The 17754-nt window shown below is 62.1% G+C and carries 24 protein-coding genes; 4 read left to right on the top strand and 20 right to left on the bottom strand.

Annotated features, from left to right (window positions below; translation table 11 throughout):
* Positions 1–14: 14 nt before the first annotated feature.
* Positions 15–449 carry a GFA family protein gene (locus N7E70_RS12000; RefSeq protein ID WP_246340511.1) on the bottom strand — a complete coding sequence of 145 codons (435 nt, stop codon included), beginning with the start codon at positions 447–449 and terminating at the stop codon, positions 15–17.
* 756 nt (positions 450–1205) lie between these two features.
* On the opposite strand from N7E70_RS12000, the gene N7E70_RS11995 reads away from it, so the two are divergent.
* Complete coding sequence (locus tag N7E70_RS11995; RefSeq protein WP_192315154.1) at positions 1206–1745, top strand: methyltransferase family protein; 540 nt, start codon at positions 1206–1208, stop codon at positions 1743–1745.
* Positions 1746–1792: 47 nt separating this feature from the next.
* On the opposite strand, the gene N7E70_RS11990 is transcribed toward N7E70_RS11995, so the two are convergent.
* The 5 genes from N7E70_RS11990 to trxB all read right to left on the bottom strand — a co-directional run bounded on the left by N7E70_RS11990 (position 1793) and on the right by trxB (position 5221).
* A complete protein-coding gene (locus N7E70_RS11990) occupies positions 1793–2212 on the bottom strand; it encodes a GFA family protein (protein WP_263006467.1) in 420 nt (139 codons plus the stop codon).
* Between the two features lie 28 nt (positions 2213–2240).
* Positions 2241–2708, bottom strand: a complete 468-nt coding sequence (locus N7E70_RS11985) for an SRPBCC family protein (protein ID WP_263006466.1) — start codon at positions 2706–2708, stop codon at positions 2241–2243.
* A 2-nt stretch (positions 2709–2710) separates the two neighbouring features.
* Positions 2711–3025 carry an ArsR/SmtB family transcription factor gene (locus tag N7E70_RS11980; RefSeq protein ID WP_067959677.1) on the bottom strand — a complete coding sequence of 105 codons (315 nt, stop codon included), beginning with the start codon at positions 3023–3025 and terminating at the stop codon, positions 2711–2713.
* Between the two features lie 292 nt (positions 3026–3317).
* Positions 3318–4214 (bottom strand): LysR family transcriptional regulator, encoded by an 897-nt coding sequence (locus tag N7E70_RS11975; protein WP_067959672.1) that lies wholly within the window; start codon positions 4212–4214, stop codon positions 3318–3320.
* A gap of 32 nt (positions 4215–4246) precedes the next feature.
* A complete protein-coding gene (trxB, locus tag N7E70_RS11970; RefSeq protein ID WP_154384817.1) occupies positions 4247–5221 on the bottom strand; it encodes a thioredoxin-disulfide reductase in 975 nt (324 codons plus the stop codon).
* A 240-nt stretch (positions 5222–5461) separates the two neighbouring features.
* Between trxB and N7E70_RS11965 the strand changes: the two genes are divergently transcribed.
* Positions 5462–5932 (top strand): Lrp/AsnC family transcriptional regulator, encoded by a 471-nt coding sequence (locus tag N7E70_RS11965; RefSeq protein ID WP_067959664.1) that lies wholly within the window; start codon positions 5462–5464, stop codon positions 5930–5932.
* Positions 5933–5961: 29 nt separating this feature from the next.
* Here the strand turns inward: N7E70_RS11965 and N7E70_RS11960 are convergent, their stop codons facing one another.
* The 6 genes from N7E70_RS11960 to greA all read right to left on the bottom strand — a co-directional run bounded on the left by N7E70_RS11960 (position 5962) and on the right by greA (position 11311).
* Positions 5962–6834: an FkbM family methyltransferase gene (locus N7E70_RS11960; protein ID WP_263006465.1), complete on the bottom strand. Its 873-nt coding sequence runs from the start codon at positions 6832–6834 to the stop codon at positions 5962–5964.
* A 102-nt stretch (positions 6835–6936) separates the two neighbouring features.
* Positions 6937–7728: a glycosyltransferase family 25 protein gene (locus N7E70_RS11955; protein WP_263006464.1), complete on the bottom strand. Its 792-nt coding sequence runs from the start codon at positions 7726–7728 to the stop codon at positions 6937–6939.
* A gap of 44 nt (positions 7729–7772) precedes the next feature.
* Entirely contained in the window at positions 7773–8546 is a 774-nt protein-coding gene (locus N7E70_RS11950) for a glycosyltransferase family 25 protein (protein WP_263006463.1), read from the bottom strand.
* 12 nt (positions 8547–8558) lie between these two features.
* Entirely contained in the window at positions 8559–9413 is an 855-nt protein-coding gene (locus tag N7E70_RS11945) for a glycosyltransferase family 25 protein (protein WP_263006462.1), read from the bottom strand.
* Between the two features lie 295 nt (positions 9414–9708).
* Positions 9709–10794 carry a glycosyltransferase family 4 protein gene (locus tag N7E70_RS11940; protein WP_067959649.1) on the bottom strand — a complete coding sequence of 362 codons (1086 nt, stop codon included), beginning with the start codon at positions 10792–10794 and terminating at the stop codon, positions 9709–9711.
* Between the two features lie 43 nt (positions 10795–10837).
* A complete protein-coding gene (gene greA, locus N7E70_RS11935) occupies positions 10838–11311 on the bottom strand; it encodes a transcription elongation factor GreA (protein ID WP_067959647.1) in 474 nt (157 codons plus the stop codon).
* 281 nt (positions 11312–11592) lie between these two features.
* Here greA and N7E70_RS11930 point away from each other — a divergent pair, with 281 nt between their 5' ends.
* The gene (locus N7E70_RS11930; protein WP_263006461.1) at positions 11593–12726 is read left to right on the top strand and encodes a PQQ-dependent sugar dehydrogenase; all 1134 of its coding nucleotides are present in this window, start codon (positions 11593–11595) and stop codon (positions 12724–12726) included.
* Between the two features lie 122 nt (positions 12727–12848).
* Here N7E70_RS11930 and N7E70_RS11925 read toward each other — a convergent pair whose 3' ends face one another.
* The 6 genes from N7E70_RS11925 to N7E70_RS11900 form a co-directional block, all read right to left on the bottom strand.
* On the bottom strand, positions 12849–12980 hold the full coding sequence (locus tag N7E70_RS11925; protein ID WP_263006460.1) for a hypothetical protein: 132 nt from the start codon (positions 12978–12980) through the stop codon (positions 12849–12851).
* Positions 12981–12995: 15 nt separating this feature from the next.
* Positions 12996–13139: a hypothetical protein gene (locus N7E70_RS11920; protein WP_246790387.1), complete on the bottom strand. Its 144-nt coding sequence runs from the start codon at positions 13137–13139 to the stop codon at positions 12996–12998.
* A 268-nt stretch (positions 13140–13407) separates the two neighbouring features.
* Positions 13408–13917 carry a peptide-methionine (S)-S-oxide reductase MsrA gene (gene msrA / locus N7E70_RS11915; protein WP_067959640.1) on the bottom strand — a complete coding sequence of 170 codons (510 nt, stop codon included), beginning with the start codon at positions 13915–13917 and terminating at the stop codon, positions 13408–13410.
* Positions 13914–14372 carry a peptide-methionine (R)-S-oxide reductase MsrB gene (msrB, locus tag N7E70_RS11910; protein WP_263006528.1) on the bottom strand — a complete coding sequence of 153 codons (459 nt, stop codon included), beginning with the start codon at positions 14370–14372 and terminating at the stop codon, positions 13914–13916. The genes msrA and msrB overlap by 4 nt, the downstream gene beginning before the upstream one ends.
* A 70-nt stretch (positions 14373–14442) precedes the next feature.
* Positions 14443–15342 (bottom strand): LysR family transcriptional regulator, encoded by a 900-nt coding sequence (locus N7E70_RS11905; protein ID WP_263006459.1) that lies wholly within the window; start codon positions 15340–15342, stop codon positions 14443–14445.
* Positions 15343–15500: 158 nt separating this feature from the next.
* Positions 15501–16040, bottom strand: coding sequence for a tetratricopeptide repeat protein (locus N7E70_RS11900; RefSeq protein WP_263006458.1), 540 nt, complete (start codon positions 16038–16040; stop codon positions 15501–15503).
* A gap of 126 nt (positions 16041–16166) precedes the next feature.
* On the opposite strand from N7E70_RS11900, the gene N7E70_RS11895 reads away from it, so the two are divergent.
* Positions 16167–16640, top strand: coding sequence for a hypothetical protein (locus N7E70_RS11895; RefSeq protein ID WP_263006457.1), 474 nt, complete (start codon positions 16167–16169; stop codon positions 16638–16640).
* Positions 16641–16684: 44 nt separating this feature from the next.
* Here N7E70_RS11895 and N7E70_RS11890 read toward each other — a convergent pair whose 3' ends face one another.
* Together N7E70_RS11890 and N7E70_RS11885 are read right to left on the bottom strand one after the other, a co-directional pair.
* Positions 16685–17257, bottom strand: coding sequence for a tetratricopeptide repeat protein (locus tag N7E70_RS11890; RefSeq protein WP_263006456.1), 573 nt, complete (start codon positions 17255–17257; stop codon positions 16685–16687).
* A gap of 61 nt (positions 17258–17318) precedes the next feature.
* Positions 17319–17669 carry a DMT family protein gene (locus tag N7E70_RS11885; protein WP_067959623.1) on the bottom strand — a complete coding sequence of 117 codons (351 nt, stop codon included), beginning with the start codon at positions 17667–17669 and terminating at the stop codon, positions 17319–17321.
* Between the last annotated feature and the right edge of the window lie 85 nt (positions 17670–17754).

Here is a 17754-nt window from a genome sequence, read left to right as displayed (position 1 = left end):
GTGCGCGCGGTGCCCTACTCCGCTTTCGCCTCGACATGCCACCATTTTGGCCGACCACCCTTGAACGAGTGGCTCTTCGGCATGAGCTCAATCGCGCCGGGCTTGTCGAACACGCCGAGCAGCAGTGCGACCACGGGCGCGTCGTCGATAGCGCCGAATGAACTGCCGCAGGCCGGGCAGAAGGCGCGACTGGAATAGTCGGACGAGCGATAGACCGATGGCGCGCCGCCCGGCCCGGTCCACGTCACGCGGTCGCTTGGAAATTCGACCCAGGAAGCGGTCAGCGAACCTGTGTGGCGCTGGCACATGCGGCACGAGCATGTATGCGGCTTGCCGGCCGGTCCGGTCGCCTCGAAGCGGACTGCGCCGCACAGGCAGCCGCCACCAAAGACCTTGGCCTTGGCCACACCCGCCTTGCTCGCGCCCTTGGCCGCATCTGTCATGCTCATGAATGCCCCCCCCAAAAGATCCATCTGGCCGCACCTGGCAAAATATGGATTCGCAGCAATGTCGCCCAGCCTTGACCGGCCGCCGACAAAACAAAAGCGGCGCCCGAGGATATCCTCGGACACCGCTTTTTTGCGGACCGTTCCGCGGGAGGCGGGACGGCAGGTCCGCCGCTACGTGGCCAACGTCTTGGGTCGTCGGCAATCTGCTGGACGCGGCGCGTTGCCTGAACCTGGCGCGCACGGGTGATGCCCCCATCTCCCGACGCACCATCACCGCGTCCATGTAAAAACTAGGCGCGTCCCGGGGTACGGGGAATGTTACCGGGGGTTACATGTCACTGTTACGCGGGAGGTTTGGCCTGTTTCAGGCAACAAAAAAGCCGGATCCAAGAAGATCCGGCTGAGTTTGTTTGGAAGTGCCGATTAAGGCTAACCTCCAGAGGGGAACACTCGAGGGCGCTAATGGGAGGAGGAACGCGCCCTGGAGATGATCAATATATGTGCTCTCCTTGCCCAACAAACAAGCATCTATTTTGCAATGCACGCATGCAAAAACATACAGGCTGTGGTCTAACGACGTTAGAAGCCCGATAGGACCAGTTTTCGCCCCGAAAATCGCAGCCTGAGCATGCTGCAATGCACAACAAACAGCCGTGGCGACGCCAAGGATGACCTGAAATGCCCCGCGCCGGGAGATGCTGGCAAATCGGGCACGGCACGCTCATTGTTGCGGCGAAAGCCAAGCCAATAGGCAACATGCGGAATTTTCGACCTGAGAGATCAAGAGGAGTGCAAGCCTCGCGCAAACCGTCCGCCATCCTCGGCAGCGCCATCTTCTTCATCACGGCACCTGGTGTCGTCGCCGGCCTCGTGCCGTGGCTCGCGAGCGGGCGCTACGGCCTGCCGGTGGCGTCGTGGCCACTCGCCATCCTGGGCGCCGCGCTGGTCGCTGTCGGCCTCGGCGTGGTGCTGCACGCCTTCGCCCGTTTCGCGCTGGAAGGGCTCGGCACCCCTGCCCCGATCGCGCCGACGGACAGGCTGGTGGTCGGCGGCGTCTACCGCCACGTGCGCAACCCGATGTATGTCGCCGTGCTGTCGATCATCCTCGGTCAGGCGCTGATCTTTGCATCTTGGCAGCTTGCCGCCTATGCCGTCATCATGGGCGCTGTGATGGCGACCTTCGTCCGGATCTATGAGGAGCCGGTTCTGCTGCGGCAATACGGTGCCGACTATGAAGCTTACCGCCAAAACGTTCCCGGCTGGCTGCCCCGGCTCACGCCCTGGCGTGGAGCTTAGGCCGGAACAAGATCGGCCAGCCGGAAACGATGTCGGCAGGCGAACGTTCAGCCGCTCGGCATGCCCGCGAAGGCCACGAGATCGAGATCGATCCTGTCCCAGGCGTGGCCTCGGGCACTGTAGGTCAGCACCTGAGGCTGGAACTGTCCCGGATCATCCAGGCTGCCGGCATGGATCGCGATCGCTTCGGGCGCTGCGGCGAAGGTCACGAACACAGGCGTTCCGCACTCAGGGCAGAAGCCATGGATCTTGTCCTTGCCGCTGTCGGCCACGACCCGCCAATGCTTTGCATCGCCCGTCATCGCCATCTCGGCGCGCCGGGCAAAGGTCAGGTACGAGCCATGCCCGGTGCCGCTACGCTTCTGGCAATCCAGGCACTGGCAGTGGTTCTGGAAGATCGGCTCGTTTGTCGTCTCGTAGCGGACAGCACCACAGGCGCAGCCGCCGGCATAAAGCTTGGTCGTCATTGGGGTTCTCCGGGATGCGGGCAGCCAATCATGCCGTTTTTGGCTTGGCGAAAACGTCGAGGGGGCGTCCCGTTTCGAGGAAGGATTTCAGGCTGGACAGAACGATCGGCCAGCCCTTGCTGATGCCTTTCGCCATGCCACTGCCGGCTTCGAGTTCGTCATGGGTAACGGTCAGCCGAACCATGGTGTCGTATTCATCGATGTCGAACGTCACCCGACTGTAGCTTGCAGGATTTGCAGCCTCGGACGGGTCTGCCCAGGTCATGACGAGGCGGCTCGGCGGAACGGTCTCGACGACCTTGCCGACAACCTTGACGGCTCGCTCGCCATGGGCCTGGACGTGCTCCCACGTCGAACCCGGATTCCAGTCGGAAATGTTTTCGTGGCCCCAGTAGCGCCTTGCGACATCAGGCTTGGTGATTGCCTCGAACACCTTGTCCGGTGTCGAGACGATGTAGGTCACGTAGACGAAGCTCGTCTTTTCCTGGCTGGTCATTGTTATTCTCCTTCGAGTTCTTTCTTCAGGTCATGCAGCAGGCTGAGCCGCTGGACCTCGAACTTGCGCACCCACCGCTCGTAAACCTCGTGGATCGGAACGGGGTTGATGAAATGCAGCTTCTCGCGGCCGCGCCGGACCGATGTGACCAGGTTGGCCGCCTCCAGTATTCCGAGATGCTGGGTGGCCGATTGCCGAGCCATATCGAGGTTTGCACACAACTCACCCAGCGACTGTCCGTTCTTTTCGAAGAGAAGATCGAGCAGCTTCCTGCGGGTCGGGTCGCTCAAGGCCTTGAATATGTCGTCGGCGTCCATCGTCCTCACTCACTGACCGCCATTAATATGCAGGCAAATACCTGCATGTCAAGTCATGCAGGTATTTGCCTGCATATTAATGTGAACACCTTCGTCCGCTCGGGTTGTCGAGCGGTACAGCCTGCCCGGTCCACGCACAGGCGCCAGGTAGCTGGGAACAGGCCGATCAACGCAGCCGCATTGTCGCTTGGAACGGAAACCGATTGTCGGGGCGCGCCTGCGTTCACGCGCGGGAAAGCCTGCCCTCGCCGAAACGAGGGCTTTTCGCAGCGGGCGTGATCGGAGTGGGAGCCTAGTAGGCCCAGCTCCTGGCCTTGGCGATGACGAAGTCGCGGAAGACGTGCAGCTTGGCCTGCTCGCGCATGGCGTCGGGATAGGCGAAATAGGTGTCGAAGGACGGCACCTCGGTTTCGGGCAGGAGTTGCACCAGTCCGGCATCCTTGCCGATGACATAGTCGGGCAGCATGGCGATGCCGGCACCCGTCTGCACCGCCTTCTTGATCGACAGGATGTCATTGATCTGCAGCGTCGGCACACGCTGGCCGCCCTCGAAGTCGCCGACGGTTTCCAGCCAGTTGAGCTCGCTCAGATGCGTCGGCACCGGCACGCCGAAGGTGACGATACGGTGGTTCTTGAGGTCGGCGATGGATGTCGGCTTGCCGTATTTGTTGACGTAGGCCGGCGACGCATAGAGGTGGAAATGCACCGTGAATAGCCGGCGCTGTATCAGGTCCGGCTGCTGCGGCTGACGCAGGCGGATCGCGCAATCGGCCTGGCGCATGGTCAGGTCCAGCTCCTCATTGGCGAGGATCAGCTGGATCTGGATATCGGGATAGAGCTCGAGGAACTCCTGGATGCGCTCGGTCAGCCAGCCGGCGCCGAGGCCGACGGTCGTCGTCACCTTGAGCACACCAGACGGCCGGTCCTTGGTTTCGGTCAGCCGCGTCTTGATCGTCTCGAGCTTCATCAAGACGTCATGCGCCGTGCGGAACAGCATCTCGCCCTGCTCGGTCAGCACCAGGCCACGCGCGTGCCGATGAAACAGGGGCACGCCGATGTCGTGTTCGAGCGCGCTCACCTGACGCGAAATCGCCGACTGCGACAGCCTCAGCGTCTCCGCCGCGTGCGTGAAAGAGCCAGCCTCCGCCGCTGCGTGGAACACGCGCAACTTATCCCAATCCAACGCCATTTTTCCCCTCGTTTATAAGGCGTTTGGTCGGCCTATTCGGCCGCTTCGCGATGCACTTCAACTCCCGCCAGATACTTCTCGGCTTCAAGCGCTGCCATGCAGCCAAGTCCTGCCGCCGTCACCGCCTGGCGATAGATGTCGTCGGTCACGTCGCCGGCGGCGAACACGCCCGCAACGTTGGTCCGCGTCGAATTCGGCTCGGTCCAGAGATAGCCGTTCGGCTTCTGCTTGAGCTTGCCGACGAACAGCTCGACCGCCGGTGCATGGCCGATCGCCACGAACACGCCGTCCGTAGTCATTTCGGTGATGGCGCCGGTATGCACATTCTTCAGCCTCACGCCGTTGACCGACGGCGGCAGCGGCTTCTGCGCCGGCGCACCGACAATCTCCTCGACTGCCGAGTCCCAGATCACCTTGATGTTGGCCTTGGCAAACAGCCGTTCCTGCAGGATGCGCTCGGCGCGGAAATGATCGCGGCGATGAACGACGGTCACCGTCTTGGCCAGATTGGAGAGATAGAGCGCCTCTTCGACCGCCGAATTGCCGCCGCCGACGACCACCACGTCCTTGCCGCGATAGAAGAAGCCGTCGCAAGTGGCGCAAGCCGAAACGCCAAAACCCTGGAACACCTGCTCGGAGGGCAGGCCCAGCCACTTTGCCTGAGCACCGGTGGCGATGATCAGCGCGTCGGCGGTGTAGATGGTTCCGGAATCGCCCTTGGCGCGGAACGGCCTGACGTCGAGATCGACCTCGGTGATGATGTCGTTGATCATCTCGGTGCCGACATGCTCGGCCTGCAGGCGCATCTGCTCCATCAGCCACGGGCCCTGGATCGGCTCGGCGAAGCCGGGATAGTTTTCGACCTCGGTGGTGATCATCAGCTGGCCGCCCTGCTGGATGCCGGCGACGAGCACCGGTTTCAGCATGGCACGCGCCGCATAGATCGCCGCCGTGTATCCGGCAGGTCCGGAACCGATGATGAGAACTGGCGCATGTTTGGCGGTCATCGCAGGGCCTTCGTGGTCGATGGAAAATGCTGCAGCCGTCAAAACGGGCTGCGGATCGTCCTAATCTAGGTGTTCACCCATACCCCGCGCAAGGCGGCAAGATGTTACTCCCCCGAAAGCTGTGCACCGAACGGTGCAATTGTTCCGTCTGCGGCGTTTCACCAGCCATGGGCTTCCCAAGGGCTTCGAGTAGTTTTATTACGTCATTGCGCAAGATTCTTGCGCAAACGCGGAGCACATATGCCGATCAAGGCCGACCTCGACGCCATCGACTGGAAGATTCTGCGTGAGCTTCAGGACGACGGCCGCATGACCAATGTCGAATTGTCGCGCCGCGTCGGTATCTCGGCGCCGCCCTGCCTGCGCCGCGTCAAGCGGCTGGAGGACGAAGGCATCATCCAGCGCTACCGCGCCCTGCTTAACGCGCCCGCGCTCGGCATGGACGTCGTCGCCTTCTGCCTCGTCGGCCTCAACCGCCAGTCGGAAGTCGACCTCAAGGCGTTCGCCGACCGCACCCGCAACTGGCCGATCGTCCGCAGCGCCTGGATGGTCTCGGGCGAATCCGACTTCATGCTGCACTGCCTCGCTCCCGACCTCGGCACCTTTCAGGGCTTCGTCATCGAGGAACTGACCTCCTCCCCTAACGTCGACACGGTGCGCACGGCGCTGACCATCAGGCAGGTCAAGGACGACGGCCTGGTGGCGATCTAGGCTACAACCCTCGCCCTGCCTGCCAAGCGTTATGGCAGCAGCAGGATGTTTGTTTGGGCGATGCTGATCGGAAGGTCGACGACCTTCATCTCCGCTTGGTTATGTCCATCGAAGATCATGCACTTTTCGTAGTAGCGCGACAGAAGCGCTATGAACTCACGAGCGGTTCCCGGTGGATAGACGCCAGGCGAGTACTCGAACATGACCGGCACACGACGCTCGAAAAGTTCGTGCATCGATTGGCTGGCAAGGGGCTCCGCCCCTTCGATGTCCATCCACACGAAATCGATGTCGGCGGCAAGAACATCAGCCTCTGCAAGCACCTGCGCCATGGGCTTGATCGCGACCGCCACCTCACCTTCAGAATTCGGCAACGGAAACAGGCTGCTGCCGCCGAAATTGCCTTCAGCGCGATGCAAATTGCCTGCCGCGATATCGTTTCCGACCGCACAAGGGATGATGGTGACACGTTGCTCAAGATCGTTGTCCGCAACATTGCGCCGAAGCAAAGACAAGTTTCTCGGATCCGGCTCGACGGCGATAACCCTCGCTACTTTGCCAGACCGGCAAAAATACACCGTCTGAGTGCCGATGTTCGCGCCTATCTCCAGCACGGTCGCCCCACCGCTCGGCAAATAGCCTCGACGAGATAGGAAGGCGACCAATGCGTCAGAGAGATGCCGATCAAAATCTCCCAAGAGAAAAATACTTCTCCCGATGTACTCATGTGGCGAAAAAGACATGAAGTGGTCATCGAATTTCATAGTGACCGAGGTGACGTTCGTCAAAAGCACCTCGGATGAAACGCGTCGGCCATGCTTGCCGGAAACCAGTTTCCGGATGAACGCAACCTTCCAATTTCTCAGGGCGTTTTCTATTCCCTTTAAAGCGGCGATCTTCACAATCCCTCAATCCAAAACTGCTGTTTCAGTCCCGTATTTTCCAACGTCCAAATACAGTGTCTGCAAGAATGGCCTGTAGCCGGCCACAGGGATAAACAAAACTCAGGAAAAAGGAACCCTGATCCGCTCAAGGCCGCGCAAGCGCGAGTTCAAGAACATCCACGCCTGCCGTAAGGGTCTCATGACTTCTCTTAGCGGCTTGCTCAGCCGCTCTTTTTGGCTCTTGAGTTCGGGCCGCTCATCTTCGAGAGTACTTTGGAAACCGACAACCTGGCTACCTGCTCCAACCAGCATATCCTGAATGCAGATTGCTGGCGTCAACTGGTAGATCGTAAGATCAGCCCAAGCCGTACAAGCCGGATTGAACATGAATTGATCGACCGGATCGACAAAATCCTCACTCAAAGCAATGAGCTTCCGAGCGGCCGACTTCGACAAGAGGTAGCCGCTTGCACCAGTATGTGTTGACCGAAGCCTCTTGAGAGAACGTCCCAGGGCAAGCTTGTTGCCCGTTCTGTCGAGGAGGGCATGCACCCTGGTGGTCTCCAGCTTCACCACGTCGGCATCGCCAGGAATCCAGGCATCGTTGCTCAGCAATTCGGCGAGGCCGGATCCGAAATGGACGTCGTCCTCGAAGACCGCCCCATGGTTCTGCTCGGCGTTGGCGATCGCCTCCCAGCACGCCCGGTGGCTGAGAAAGCAGCCTGTTTCCCCAGGTCCGAGCTGGTAGATCAGCCCTGCCCGCTCAGGTCGGTGCAGTTTGCCCTCGGCAATCAGCTTCGCTCCGTCGACAGCCGGCATCCTTGTGAAGTCGAGGCCGAGATCGCTGAAGATCGTGGCCATACGCTGCAGGCGATCGGGCGAGCGATCCAGATTGATCAGGTAGATGTTCATTGGATGGTCGTTCAAATCCTGCCTCAACAAGTGGCCGGCGCCGGTCAGCGGAACCGCACCTTGCCCCATCGCTGCCCCCGAAGACCTGCGCCGACGGACGCGGCAAGGCGCCCAAGCGGTCTGGCAATCTCCCGCATCAGCTTTTCCGTGCCGCGCGCTTTTTCCTGCACCGGCCGTTCGTGTTTCAGCCCGCTGGCCAAGGCATCGGCGGCACTATCCTTGCCGACGACCACCTCCTGGACACAGATCGCCGGGTCGACCTGATAGATCGTCAGCGCATTCCAGGCGACGGAGACCGGATTGAACATGAACTGGTCGACCGGATCGGCGAAATCCGCGCTCAGTTCGAGCAGCTTGCGCGCCCCCTTGCGCGACACGATGTAGGCGCCCGTCCCCGGATGCGTATCGCGCAAGCGCCGTACCGAGCGGTCGCCGGCACGGGCAGCACTGTCGCGGTCGACCAGCGTCCGCACCAAGGTGGTTTCAAGCTTCACCACGTCGGCATCGGCTGGAATCCAGCTGGTGTCGACAAGCAGTTCTCGTGCACCGGCCCCGAAGTGGACGTCATCCTCGAAGATCGCGGTGTACTCGCCGTCTGCCTTCGTCGCAGCGTCCCAGCACTTGATATGGCTGAGAAAGCAGCCGATCTCGCCACTGCCCAGGTCGTAATACATGCCCTTGCGAGCCTGTCGGCCAGCCAGGTCCCGGCCGTCGACGGCCGACACCCTGGTGAAGTCGAGCCCCAGCTCGCCAAACAGCGACGCCATGCGCTCGAGGCGCTGCGGTGCGCGGTCCAGATTGATGACAAAACTCTTCATTCCCGCTTACGCTTACCCTGCGCGCTGCGTGTCAGATCGCACCGTCAATTCGATGGACACCTTCTTGAACACCGACTGCCTGGCAGTCGCCAGCAGCGCCATGCGGAAGGGACTCGCCAGCTGGCGCCCGACCCGCCAAAATTCATGCGTGAGCTTCGCGATCCCTCGCCGTCTTGCGGAACGAGGATCGCTACGGTGAAACTGGCGCCGGTCCTGGGCAATCTGGCTCGTCAGCGAGCCGCCGACGGTAGCGTTCGGCGCCCACATGTCTTGAATGCAGGCCGCCGGCATCAGCTGCAGCACCACGAGTTCATCAAGGATGCCACGCTCCGGAGAATAAAGAATGACGTCGGCTGGTTCGCAGTGGCGCTCGGTATAGCCGAGCAGGCGGCGCGCGGCAGTCCTCGACACGAAGTAGCCTGCCGACCCCAGTTGCGCCGATTTCAGCCTGCGCAGTTCGTGTCCGGCAGGCTCGCCCCAGGTCTTGTGGGACAATTCGGCCCGGGCCAGATCCGTTTCGGCCCTGACCAGATCCACCCCCGCCGGAATCCAGCGGTCGGACTTCAGAAAGCTGGCGGCATCGGCGGAGAAATGGATGTCGTCTTCGGCGACGAAAGCCCAGTCGTCATCGCCTTCGGCCACCAGCGCCCACGCCTTGCGGTGGCTGAGCAGGCAGGCCACCTCGGCGGGCGACATCGAGTTGACGCCGGAGGACAGGCACCGCAGCCGCTCGAACTCCCGTTCGGGCAGCTGTCTGGCGTCGACCGCCGGCACACGGACTGTTGCAACGTCCATGCCGGCGACCTGCGCCATGAACCAATCGAGCCGGCCTGGCGACCGGTCGAGATTGATGAAATAGATTTTCAAAGCACGATCTCTACCATAGTCGTGCCCCCGACCCGCGGTTGCCATAAGGCAAGCGAGGGCGGGCAGCAAGCCGGGGGCGCATTGCGGTGCAATATAGAGCAACCTTGATCAAGAATTCAGCATTATTTCAGGCGCCCAAGTGTTTTTCCGCATCAATCGCCTTGTTGCAGCTTCCGGTGGAGAACCGGAAAGCAAAACTGACTTAATACGAGAAAATCAAAGCATTTAAGCGGGCGTTACATTAGAATCGGCGGAGAAACTCGGGCCAATGCGGCAAGCCGGTTCCAGGCCCCTGTCAACCCTTCGCCCACACCTGGTCATAGATCTCGCGCAACCCGGCCGCCTCGTTTTCGAGCCGGAAGCGTGTGGAGACGTCTTCATGCCCGGCAGCGCCATGAGCCTCGGCAAGAGCCGGATCGGCGAGATATGGCCTGATCGCCTCGCGCAACGCATTTCCGTCATTGGCGGCAACAAAATCGCCGGTCACGCCTCGCGTCACGATCTCCGAATAGGAGCCGGCGTCGCTGGCAACGACAGCCGTGCGCGATGCCATCGCCTCGAGCGGCGTCAGCCCGAAGCCTTCATTGCGCGACGGCGCGACATAGAGTGTGACGCGCCGGTACCACACGGCAACGTCGGGCACCTCGCCGAGCAGCAGGATCCGTTCCGACAAGCCGGCTGCCGCGATCCGCTGCCTTAGCTCGTCGCCGAAACCCTTGTGCTCCGCCGTGATGCGCCCGGTGATGACAGCCGTCCACTCGGGATAGTGCGGCAGCAACGCAATCATCGCATCGACGAACAGGTCGGTGCCCTTCGAATGCCTGACCCTGCCAAAGCAGCCGATGGCATATTTGCCGGGCAACCCCGCGGCTGCAAAGGCGTCGTCGGGCCCGCGCGGCGGGTGGAACTTTTCGAGGTCGACCCCGTGCATCACCACCTTGTGCGGCACCTCGAGGAAACGCCCTGACATCAGGCTGGTCGCGATCACGCCATCCATCTGGCGGATCAGCCATTTGGTGAACGGCCTGTGGTCGCGCTGTGCCGCTGAGGTGAACACCAGCCTGATCTGCGCCCGAAAGACGTGGCGCAGGACAAGCCCTGCCACCATCTCTGTGTTGCGCCTGGCGTGCCAGATGCGCGGCCGCCCGGTCTCAGGCCGCCTGAGCAGCCAAGGCAGTTGCCACCAGCGCATCTTGGGCAGGCTGTCGGGCAGACCAGGCCCGAACACGGCAATGCCGAGGTTGCGCGCCTGCACCGGCACCAGTTGCACGATGGTGCTGGTGACGCCGGAAAGCCGCTGCTTGAGATTGGGCGCGATCACTTCGGTGCGCGCCATGTCGACCGCGCCGGCGTTTTCGGCGCGGTTGCCTGCCTTGTTCATCGTGTCTGATCCGGCATCGCCACAGCCAATGCCGCCTGTTGCCTCAGATGAACTGGACCTGGACGATCTCATAGCCGCGTGCGCCGCCCGGGGCGTTGACCTCGACGGCGTCGCCCACTTCCTTGCCGATCAGCGCGCGCGCTATGGGCGAAGAGATCGAGATGCGGCCCGACTTCACATCGGCTTCCTGGTCGCCGACGATCTGGTAGGTCTTTTCCTCTTCGGTATCCTCGTCGAGCAGCACGACGGTGGCGCCAAACTTGATCTTGTCGCCATTGAGCTTGCTGACGTCGATCACCTCGGCACGCGCGATCAGGTCCTCGAGTTCGTTGATGCGGCCTTCGTTGAGGCTCTGCGCTTCCTTGGCCGAGTGATACTCGGCGTTTTCCGAAAGGTCGCCGTGCGAACGTGCCTCGGCAATGGCTTCGATGATGCGCGGACGCTCTTCCTGCTGGCGCCAGCGCAGTTCTTCCTTCAGCGCAGCGAAACCACCCGCAGTCATCGGAACCTTGTTCATAATCGACCTCTCCTGGCCTTTGCCGCGCGGCCTTATGCTGCCGCGAGGCACAAAAAAAGAAAACGGTCCGGCAGCCTCGGCTAACGGAACCGTCTCACCTCTATCTCCGTTGAATATAGCAATCCTGTCGCAGAATTCACGTCAAAAAATGCGTTGGCCACCACTGACGTTGCAGCAGCGCAACCTGACGCTGCGCCCTCTCACCCGCTTGTGATTGAAGCTGTCGCGCTTTGATGCTCTGTTGCGGTTGCCGCAGCAGCCAACGCACCTATGTCGGATAGATGAGCATCAACACACCGCATTTCGTATTCATCTTCGCATTGGCCGCCTCGCCGGCCTTCGCCCAGACCCAGAGCTTCAACACCGAAGCCGTCACCGTGCGCGCCGACGTCATTGCCGGAGGGCTCGATCATCCATGGGGCCTCGATTTTCTGCCCGGCAACGAGGCAATCGTCACCGAGCGCTCGGGCCAGATCCGCATCCTGTCGCAGAACGGCTTGTCCGAACCTGTGTCGGGTGTGCCCGAGGTTGCCGCAAGCGGCCAGGGCGGCCTGCTCGACATTGCCGTCGCCCGCGATTTCGCAACGTCTGGCACGATCTTCGTCAGCTTCTCCGAGCCGGGACGCGGCGGCGCCGGCACGGCGCTTGCCCGGGCCAAGCTGGTCCGGGACGGAGCCAAGGCGCGGCTCGAAGATGTCAAGGTCATCTTCTCGATGAACCGCAAGAGCGGCACCAGTCACCATTTCGGCTCGCGCATCGTCGTCAATGACGACGACACATTGTTCGTCACGACCGGCGACCGCGGCCAGGGCGATCGCGCCCAGGACATGCAGGACCATGCCGGCGCGGTCATCCGCATCAACGCCGACGGCTCCATCCCCAAGGATAATCCCTCGCCCGACGGCAAGGCCATGGCAGCCGAAATCTGGTCGAAGGGCCACCGCAATCTGCAGGGAGCGACCTTCGATCCCGTTCTGGGCAGCCTTATCACTGTCGAGCATGGCGCCAAGGGCGGCGACGAGTTGAACCGCCCTCAGGCCGGCAAGAACTATGGCTGGCCAGTCATCACCTATGGCCGCGACTATTCCGGCGCCAAGATCGGCGTCGGCACCTCGGCCAAGGGCTACGAGCAGCCGCTCTATTACTGGGATCCGTCGATCGCGCCTTCAGGCCTCGCCAGCTACCAGGGCGACATGTTCCCGGAATGGAAGGGCGACCTGCTGATCGGCTCGCTGAAGTTCGAGCTTTTGAGCCGCCTCGACCGCGACGCAAAGGGCAACATCCTGGACGAGGAGCGCATTCTCGACGGCGCCTTCGGTCGCATCCGCGACGTCAACGTTGCGCCCGACGGCTCGATCTGGCTTCTGACCGACGAAGGCGACGGCATGATCGTCAGGCTGTCGCGCGGCGACTAAAGCAATTCAAGGAAAAGTGTGCAGCGGTTTTCCGTCCGGAATTGCGGAAAACAAAGCGATAGAGAGATTCCGCGATTCGAAGAAAAGCGAAATCTCTCTAGCGCTCGCGTGGTTTCAATGCGTCAGGCGGTGGTCGGGCTGCTCATCGCCGAGATCAGCAGGTCGGCATCAAGATGAAAGTCGTTGAAGACGACCTTGCCGGCCGGATCGATGATAATGAACCACGGCGTGCCGCCGGTACGATAGTCCTGCATGACAGTCGGATAGTGTTAGCCCTCCGGCGGGACGTCGTGCCCGAACGGGATCATCAGCCTGTAGCGCGCCTGTTCGAGCTTCGGCTTGTCGTCGGTGTTGATGCTTGCACCCTCGAACACCGTCTGGATGGCGGCAAAACCGAACTTGTCGGCCGGCAATGCCTCGACCAGCCGCTTCAGCGTCGGAAATCCACGGGCATGGCATCCGGGACACCAGTGCTGGAAGCAGTAGAGTATCTTGCAGCCGTCGCTCAGGTCGGAAAGCCGCAGCGGCTGCCGGCGTCGATCCAGTTTCCGCCCCTGAGCTCAGGGGCGCGACGCCCCAGGAGTCCGAGTTCCATGGCATCCTCCTAGACACGCTAAACCGTTCCGGTCGCCCGCGTCAGCAAGGCGTCCGGTTGCAGTTCTTTGCGGTGACGTCGTCAGATCAGGCGGCGCTCGACCGGCGCGGCAGCTTCCAGCCCGGGCGGACGAAGTGGCAGGTGTAGCCGTTGGGATAGCGCTCCAGATAGTCCTGGTGCTCGGGCTCGGCCTGCCAGAAGTCGCCGGCCGGCGCCAACTCGGTCACCACCTTGCCCGGCCACAGTCCGGAGGCATCGACGTCCTTGATCGTCTCCTCGGCAATCTCCTTCTGCGCCTCGGAGGTGTAGAAGATCGCCGAGCGATAGCTCGTACCGCGGTCGTTGCCCTGCCGGTCCTTCGTCGACGGGTCATGGATCTGGAAGAAGAACTCCAGCATGCTGCGGAAATCCGTCTTCGACGTATCGAACACGATCTCGATCGCCTCGGCGTGGCTGCCATGATTGCGATAGGTCGCGTTCTGGACGTCGCCGCCCGAATAGCCGACACGGGTGGAGACGACGCCGGGAAGCCGACGGATCAGGTCCTGCATGCCCCAGAAGCAGCCACCGGCCAGAATTGCAGTTTCGGTTGTCATGCAACGTCTCCCTTGTTCACGAATAGCTTCACATAGTGCCCGAGGCCTTCGCTTTCGAGCTCGTCGACCGGCACGAAGCGCAACGACGCCGAGTTGATGCAATAGCGCAAGCCGCCGGCGTCGCGCGAGCCATCTGGAAAGACATGGCCGAGATGGCTGTCGCCATGCGTCGAGCGCACTTCGGTGCGCACCATGCCATAACTGCGGTCGCTGATCTCGACGACATTTTCGGCATCGACCGGCTTGGTGAAGCTCGGCCAGCCACTGCCGCTGTCGAACTTGTCGACGGAGGCGAACAACGGCTCGCCGGAAACCACGTCGACATAAAGGCCCGGCTCCTTTTTGTCCCAGTACTCGCCGGTGAAGGGACGCTCGGTCCCATCCTTCTGGGTGACGCGATACTGCTCCGGCGACAGTGCCGAGACGGCGTCGGGATTCTTGTTGTAGGCCCTCATCATCTGTCCTCCATTTCGGTGATGAGGCAGAGATGGGTATCGGAGGGGTGCCTGCGCCAATGCATGTTGGCTATTGTTTCGATGCACCGGCTGAATGCGGCCAGCGATGCGAGCCGACCATCATGCGCAGATGGCGCAGTGCCGGCGCATTGCCCGATCCGCTGACCGAAACGAAGGACACCCGGCGCTCAAGATTCAGCCCCGATACCGGGCGCAGGGCCAGCCCCGGCACGATGGCGGAGAATTCGGGCAACAGGCAAATGCCGGCGCCATCGGCGACGGCCTGCTGCATCCAGTCCTCGCGTTCGGACTGCAGCCGCGGCCGCATCACCAGCTCGGCGTTCATGAAATAGTCGATTGCCTGGCTGCGAAAATCGCAGCCGAGCCGGTCGAGATAGCTTTCGACACCGATTTCCTCCGGCGGAACCATGTCGAACTTCGCCAGCCGATGGCTGCTCGCGCAAGCCAGCATCAGCCTCTCGCTGAACAGCTCGATCACCGACAGCTTCGTATCGTCGGCGGGTTTGTCGGCGAGGAAGACGCCGTCCAGCGTGCCGGCCAGCAGCAGTCCCGGCCCCATCTTCCCGTCGATTGGATGAAGCAGGATCTCCAGCATCGGCATCTCGCCGAGCGCGTGCGTGATGAACCGGCTGATTGGCGCCGGCGCCACCGAATGCGCAATCCCCAGATTGAGGCGCTCGCGCCGGCCCGAGATGCGACTGTTGACCGAAGCACGGATCCTGTCTTCGGCGCCGACGATGGCCGCGAACTCCTCACGGACATCGCTGCCGAGCGAAGTCAGCCGTGTGTCCTTGCCGTCCCGGTAGACCAGCGTGCCGCCAAGCTCATGTTCGAGCTTCTGGATCGCGCGCGTCAGCGTCGGCTGCGCGACACCGCACAATCGCGCCGCGTCGGTGAAGTTCAATGTTTCGGCAAGGGTCAGGAAGTAGCGGATCTGGGCGAGGTTCATGGCCCAACCCTAAGCAATTCCGGGAAAAATGTGCAGCGGCTTTCAGTCAGGAGTTGCGCAGAATGAAGGCCGCGCGACCTGCACTGCCGTCACCGCATTCGTGTCAAGGAAAAGGACCGGGCCAAGCCCGGTCCTTTGGATCATGTCATCGGCACAAATCAGCCGGCGCGCAGATAGGCGTCGATCTGCTCTTCCAGCATGCCGTATTCACGGCAACCCTTGCCACAGCGCTTTTCGATTTCCGACAGCTGCAGGCGGGCGGCCGCGACGTCGCCGAGCATCAGATGCGCCTCGCCCATATATTCGCGCACCAGCGTGTAGTCGGGGTTGTTGCGGAGCGCTTCCTGGTAGTAGCCGAGGCCGACGAGCACGCGGCCGGCCTTGCGGTGGGAATAGCCAAGATAATTGAGGATGCGCGGGTCGGTCTTGTCCTGGGCCAGCGTCAGAACCTTGATCGCCTCGTCATACTTGCCGTCCATGGCAAGCGCACGTCCGGCCGAATAGAGGCTGTCGTCGTCGATCATGCCGGCCTTGGGCGGTTCGCATTTCTTGGTCTTCTTGTTGTAGACCAGGCCATTGTCGCATTTCGGCTCGTCACCGCTGCTGCCTCCGCCGCTGTCGGCCGAAAACACCGGCACTGCCAGCAAGGGCAGCGACACCATTGCACCTGCAAGCACTTTCACAAATCGGGTCTGCATCGCTACCTCCTAACATGCGCCCATCGACAGACTAACGCAGATCGAGCTGCTTTTCATCCCGCGCTGAAATCGCGTAGCGAACCGTTCATGCCCAGCTGCTAGCGTGGACGCGCGGAGGCTTGCGGCATGGACGAGATTGACGGCGACGGGCTGCTGCAGCTCGACATACCAGCACCTGCCCTTCGCGTCGGCCTGGTCGCCATCGGTGCCTTCGTCGTCAGCATCGCCACCTGGGAGCTTTACCGTGGCGTCTGGCCGCTCAATGCCACGAGCCCGTTCCTCCTGTGCCTCATTCTCGGCGCCTGGTCCGTCGGCGTGCCGGCGATCTGGGGCGGCCTGACGGGGCCGGCGATCCATTGGACAGTCGGCTCCGGCCGCATCGAAATTGTCGAGAAGCGTCCGTTCAGGCAGGCCAGGCATCACCTCTTCGGGCCCGACCAGATCGAACGGTTCGAAACCCGGGAATGCCCTGCCATGGAAGGCCCAGCACCTGGCGCGTCGACCGCCCGCGACTGCAAGCGCTTCGACACCCGCGACTTCGGCACGCGCAACACCGCTGACGCTTTTCGCGAACGCGTCGGGGGCCTGTTCAACAGTTGACCGCCGCAGCGGCGCCTGCGACGACCTCCGGCAGGCCACGCCTGTCAGCCCTTCAGATAGCCGTCGATCTGTTCCCGCAGCAACCCGTACTCGCGGCACCCTGTGCCGCAGCGCTTTTCGATCTCCGACAGCTGCAGCCTGGCACCAGCGACATCGCCGAGGGTCAGATGCGCCTCGCCCATATATTCGCGCACCGGCAGGTAGTCGGGATCGTTGAGGATCGCCTCCTGGTAGTAGCCGAGACCGACGAGGATGCGCCCCGCCTTGCGGTGCGAATAGCCGAGATAATTGAGGATGCGGGCGTCGGTCTTGTCATGCGCCAACGTCAGCACCTTGATCGCGTCGTCATACCGGCCGTCCATGGCCAGCGCACGCCCGGCCAGATAGAGGCTGTCGTCATCTATCATGCCCGCCTTGGGCGGCTCGCATTTCTTGGTTTTCTTGTTGTAGACGAGGCCGGTGCGGCATTTCACCGGGTCGCTGCCGCCACCACTGCCGCCACCCGTTCCGCCGCCACCGCCGCCTCCTCCACCCCCATCGGCGGAGATCACGGGGACGACAAACAGCGGCAGCGCCACCAGCGCGCCGGCCAGAAGCTTCATATATTGGCTATGCATGGCGACCTCCACCGCTGCGTCCCCCCGTCGAGGCAAACGCATCGGCTGAGGCTTTTCGTCCTCAGCCGCGGAAAATCAGTGCTGCCCCGCCAGCAATCAGCGCGAAACCCATGGCGTGGTTCCAGGTGAGGCCTTCCTTGAGGTAGAAGACCGAGAAGATCACGAAGACGCTGAGCGTGATCACCTCCTGCATCGTCTTCAGTTCCGCCGCCGTATAGACCTCGTGGCCGATGCGGTTGGCCGGCACCGCCAGCCAGTATTCGAAGAAGGCGATCAGCCAGGAGAAAATCACCGCCGCATAGAGCGGAGCCGCCTTGAACTTCAGGTGCCCGTACCAGGCGAAGGTCATGAACACGTTGGACGCAATCAGCATCAGCACAGGAAGAACCTTGGGCGAAAGCAGAAAAGCCATGGGGAATACCGTCTGGAGGGGGGAGGAAGGCGCGCTATATCCGCCTCTCCTAAAGTCATGTCAACCACGGCAACCCCGCCGCGAA

The organism is Aminobacter sp. NyZ550, assembly GCF_025628925.2.
Taxonomy (GTDB): Bacteria; Pseudomonadota; Alphaproteobacteria; order Rhizobiales; family Rhizobiaceae; genus Aminobacter; species Aminobacter ciceronei.
The sequence above is the reverse complement of the archived record's forward strand: the minus strand, read 5'-3'. Positions and strand labels throughout refer to the sequence as shown.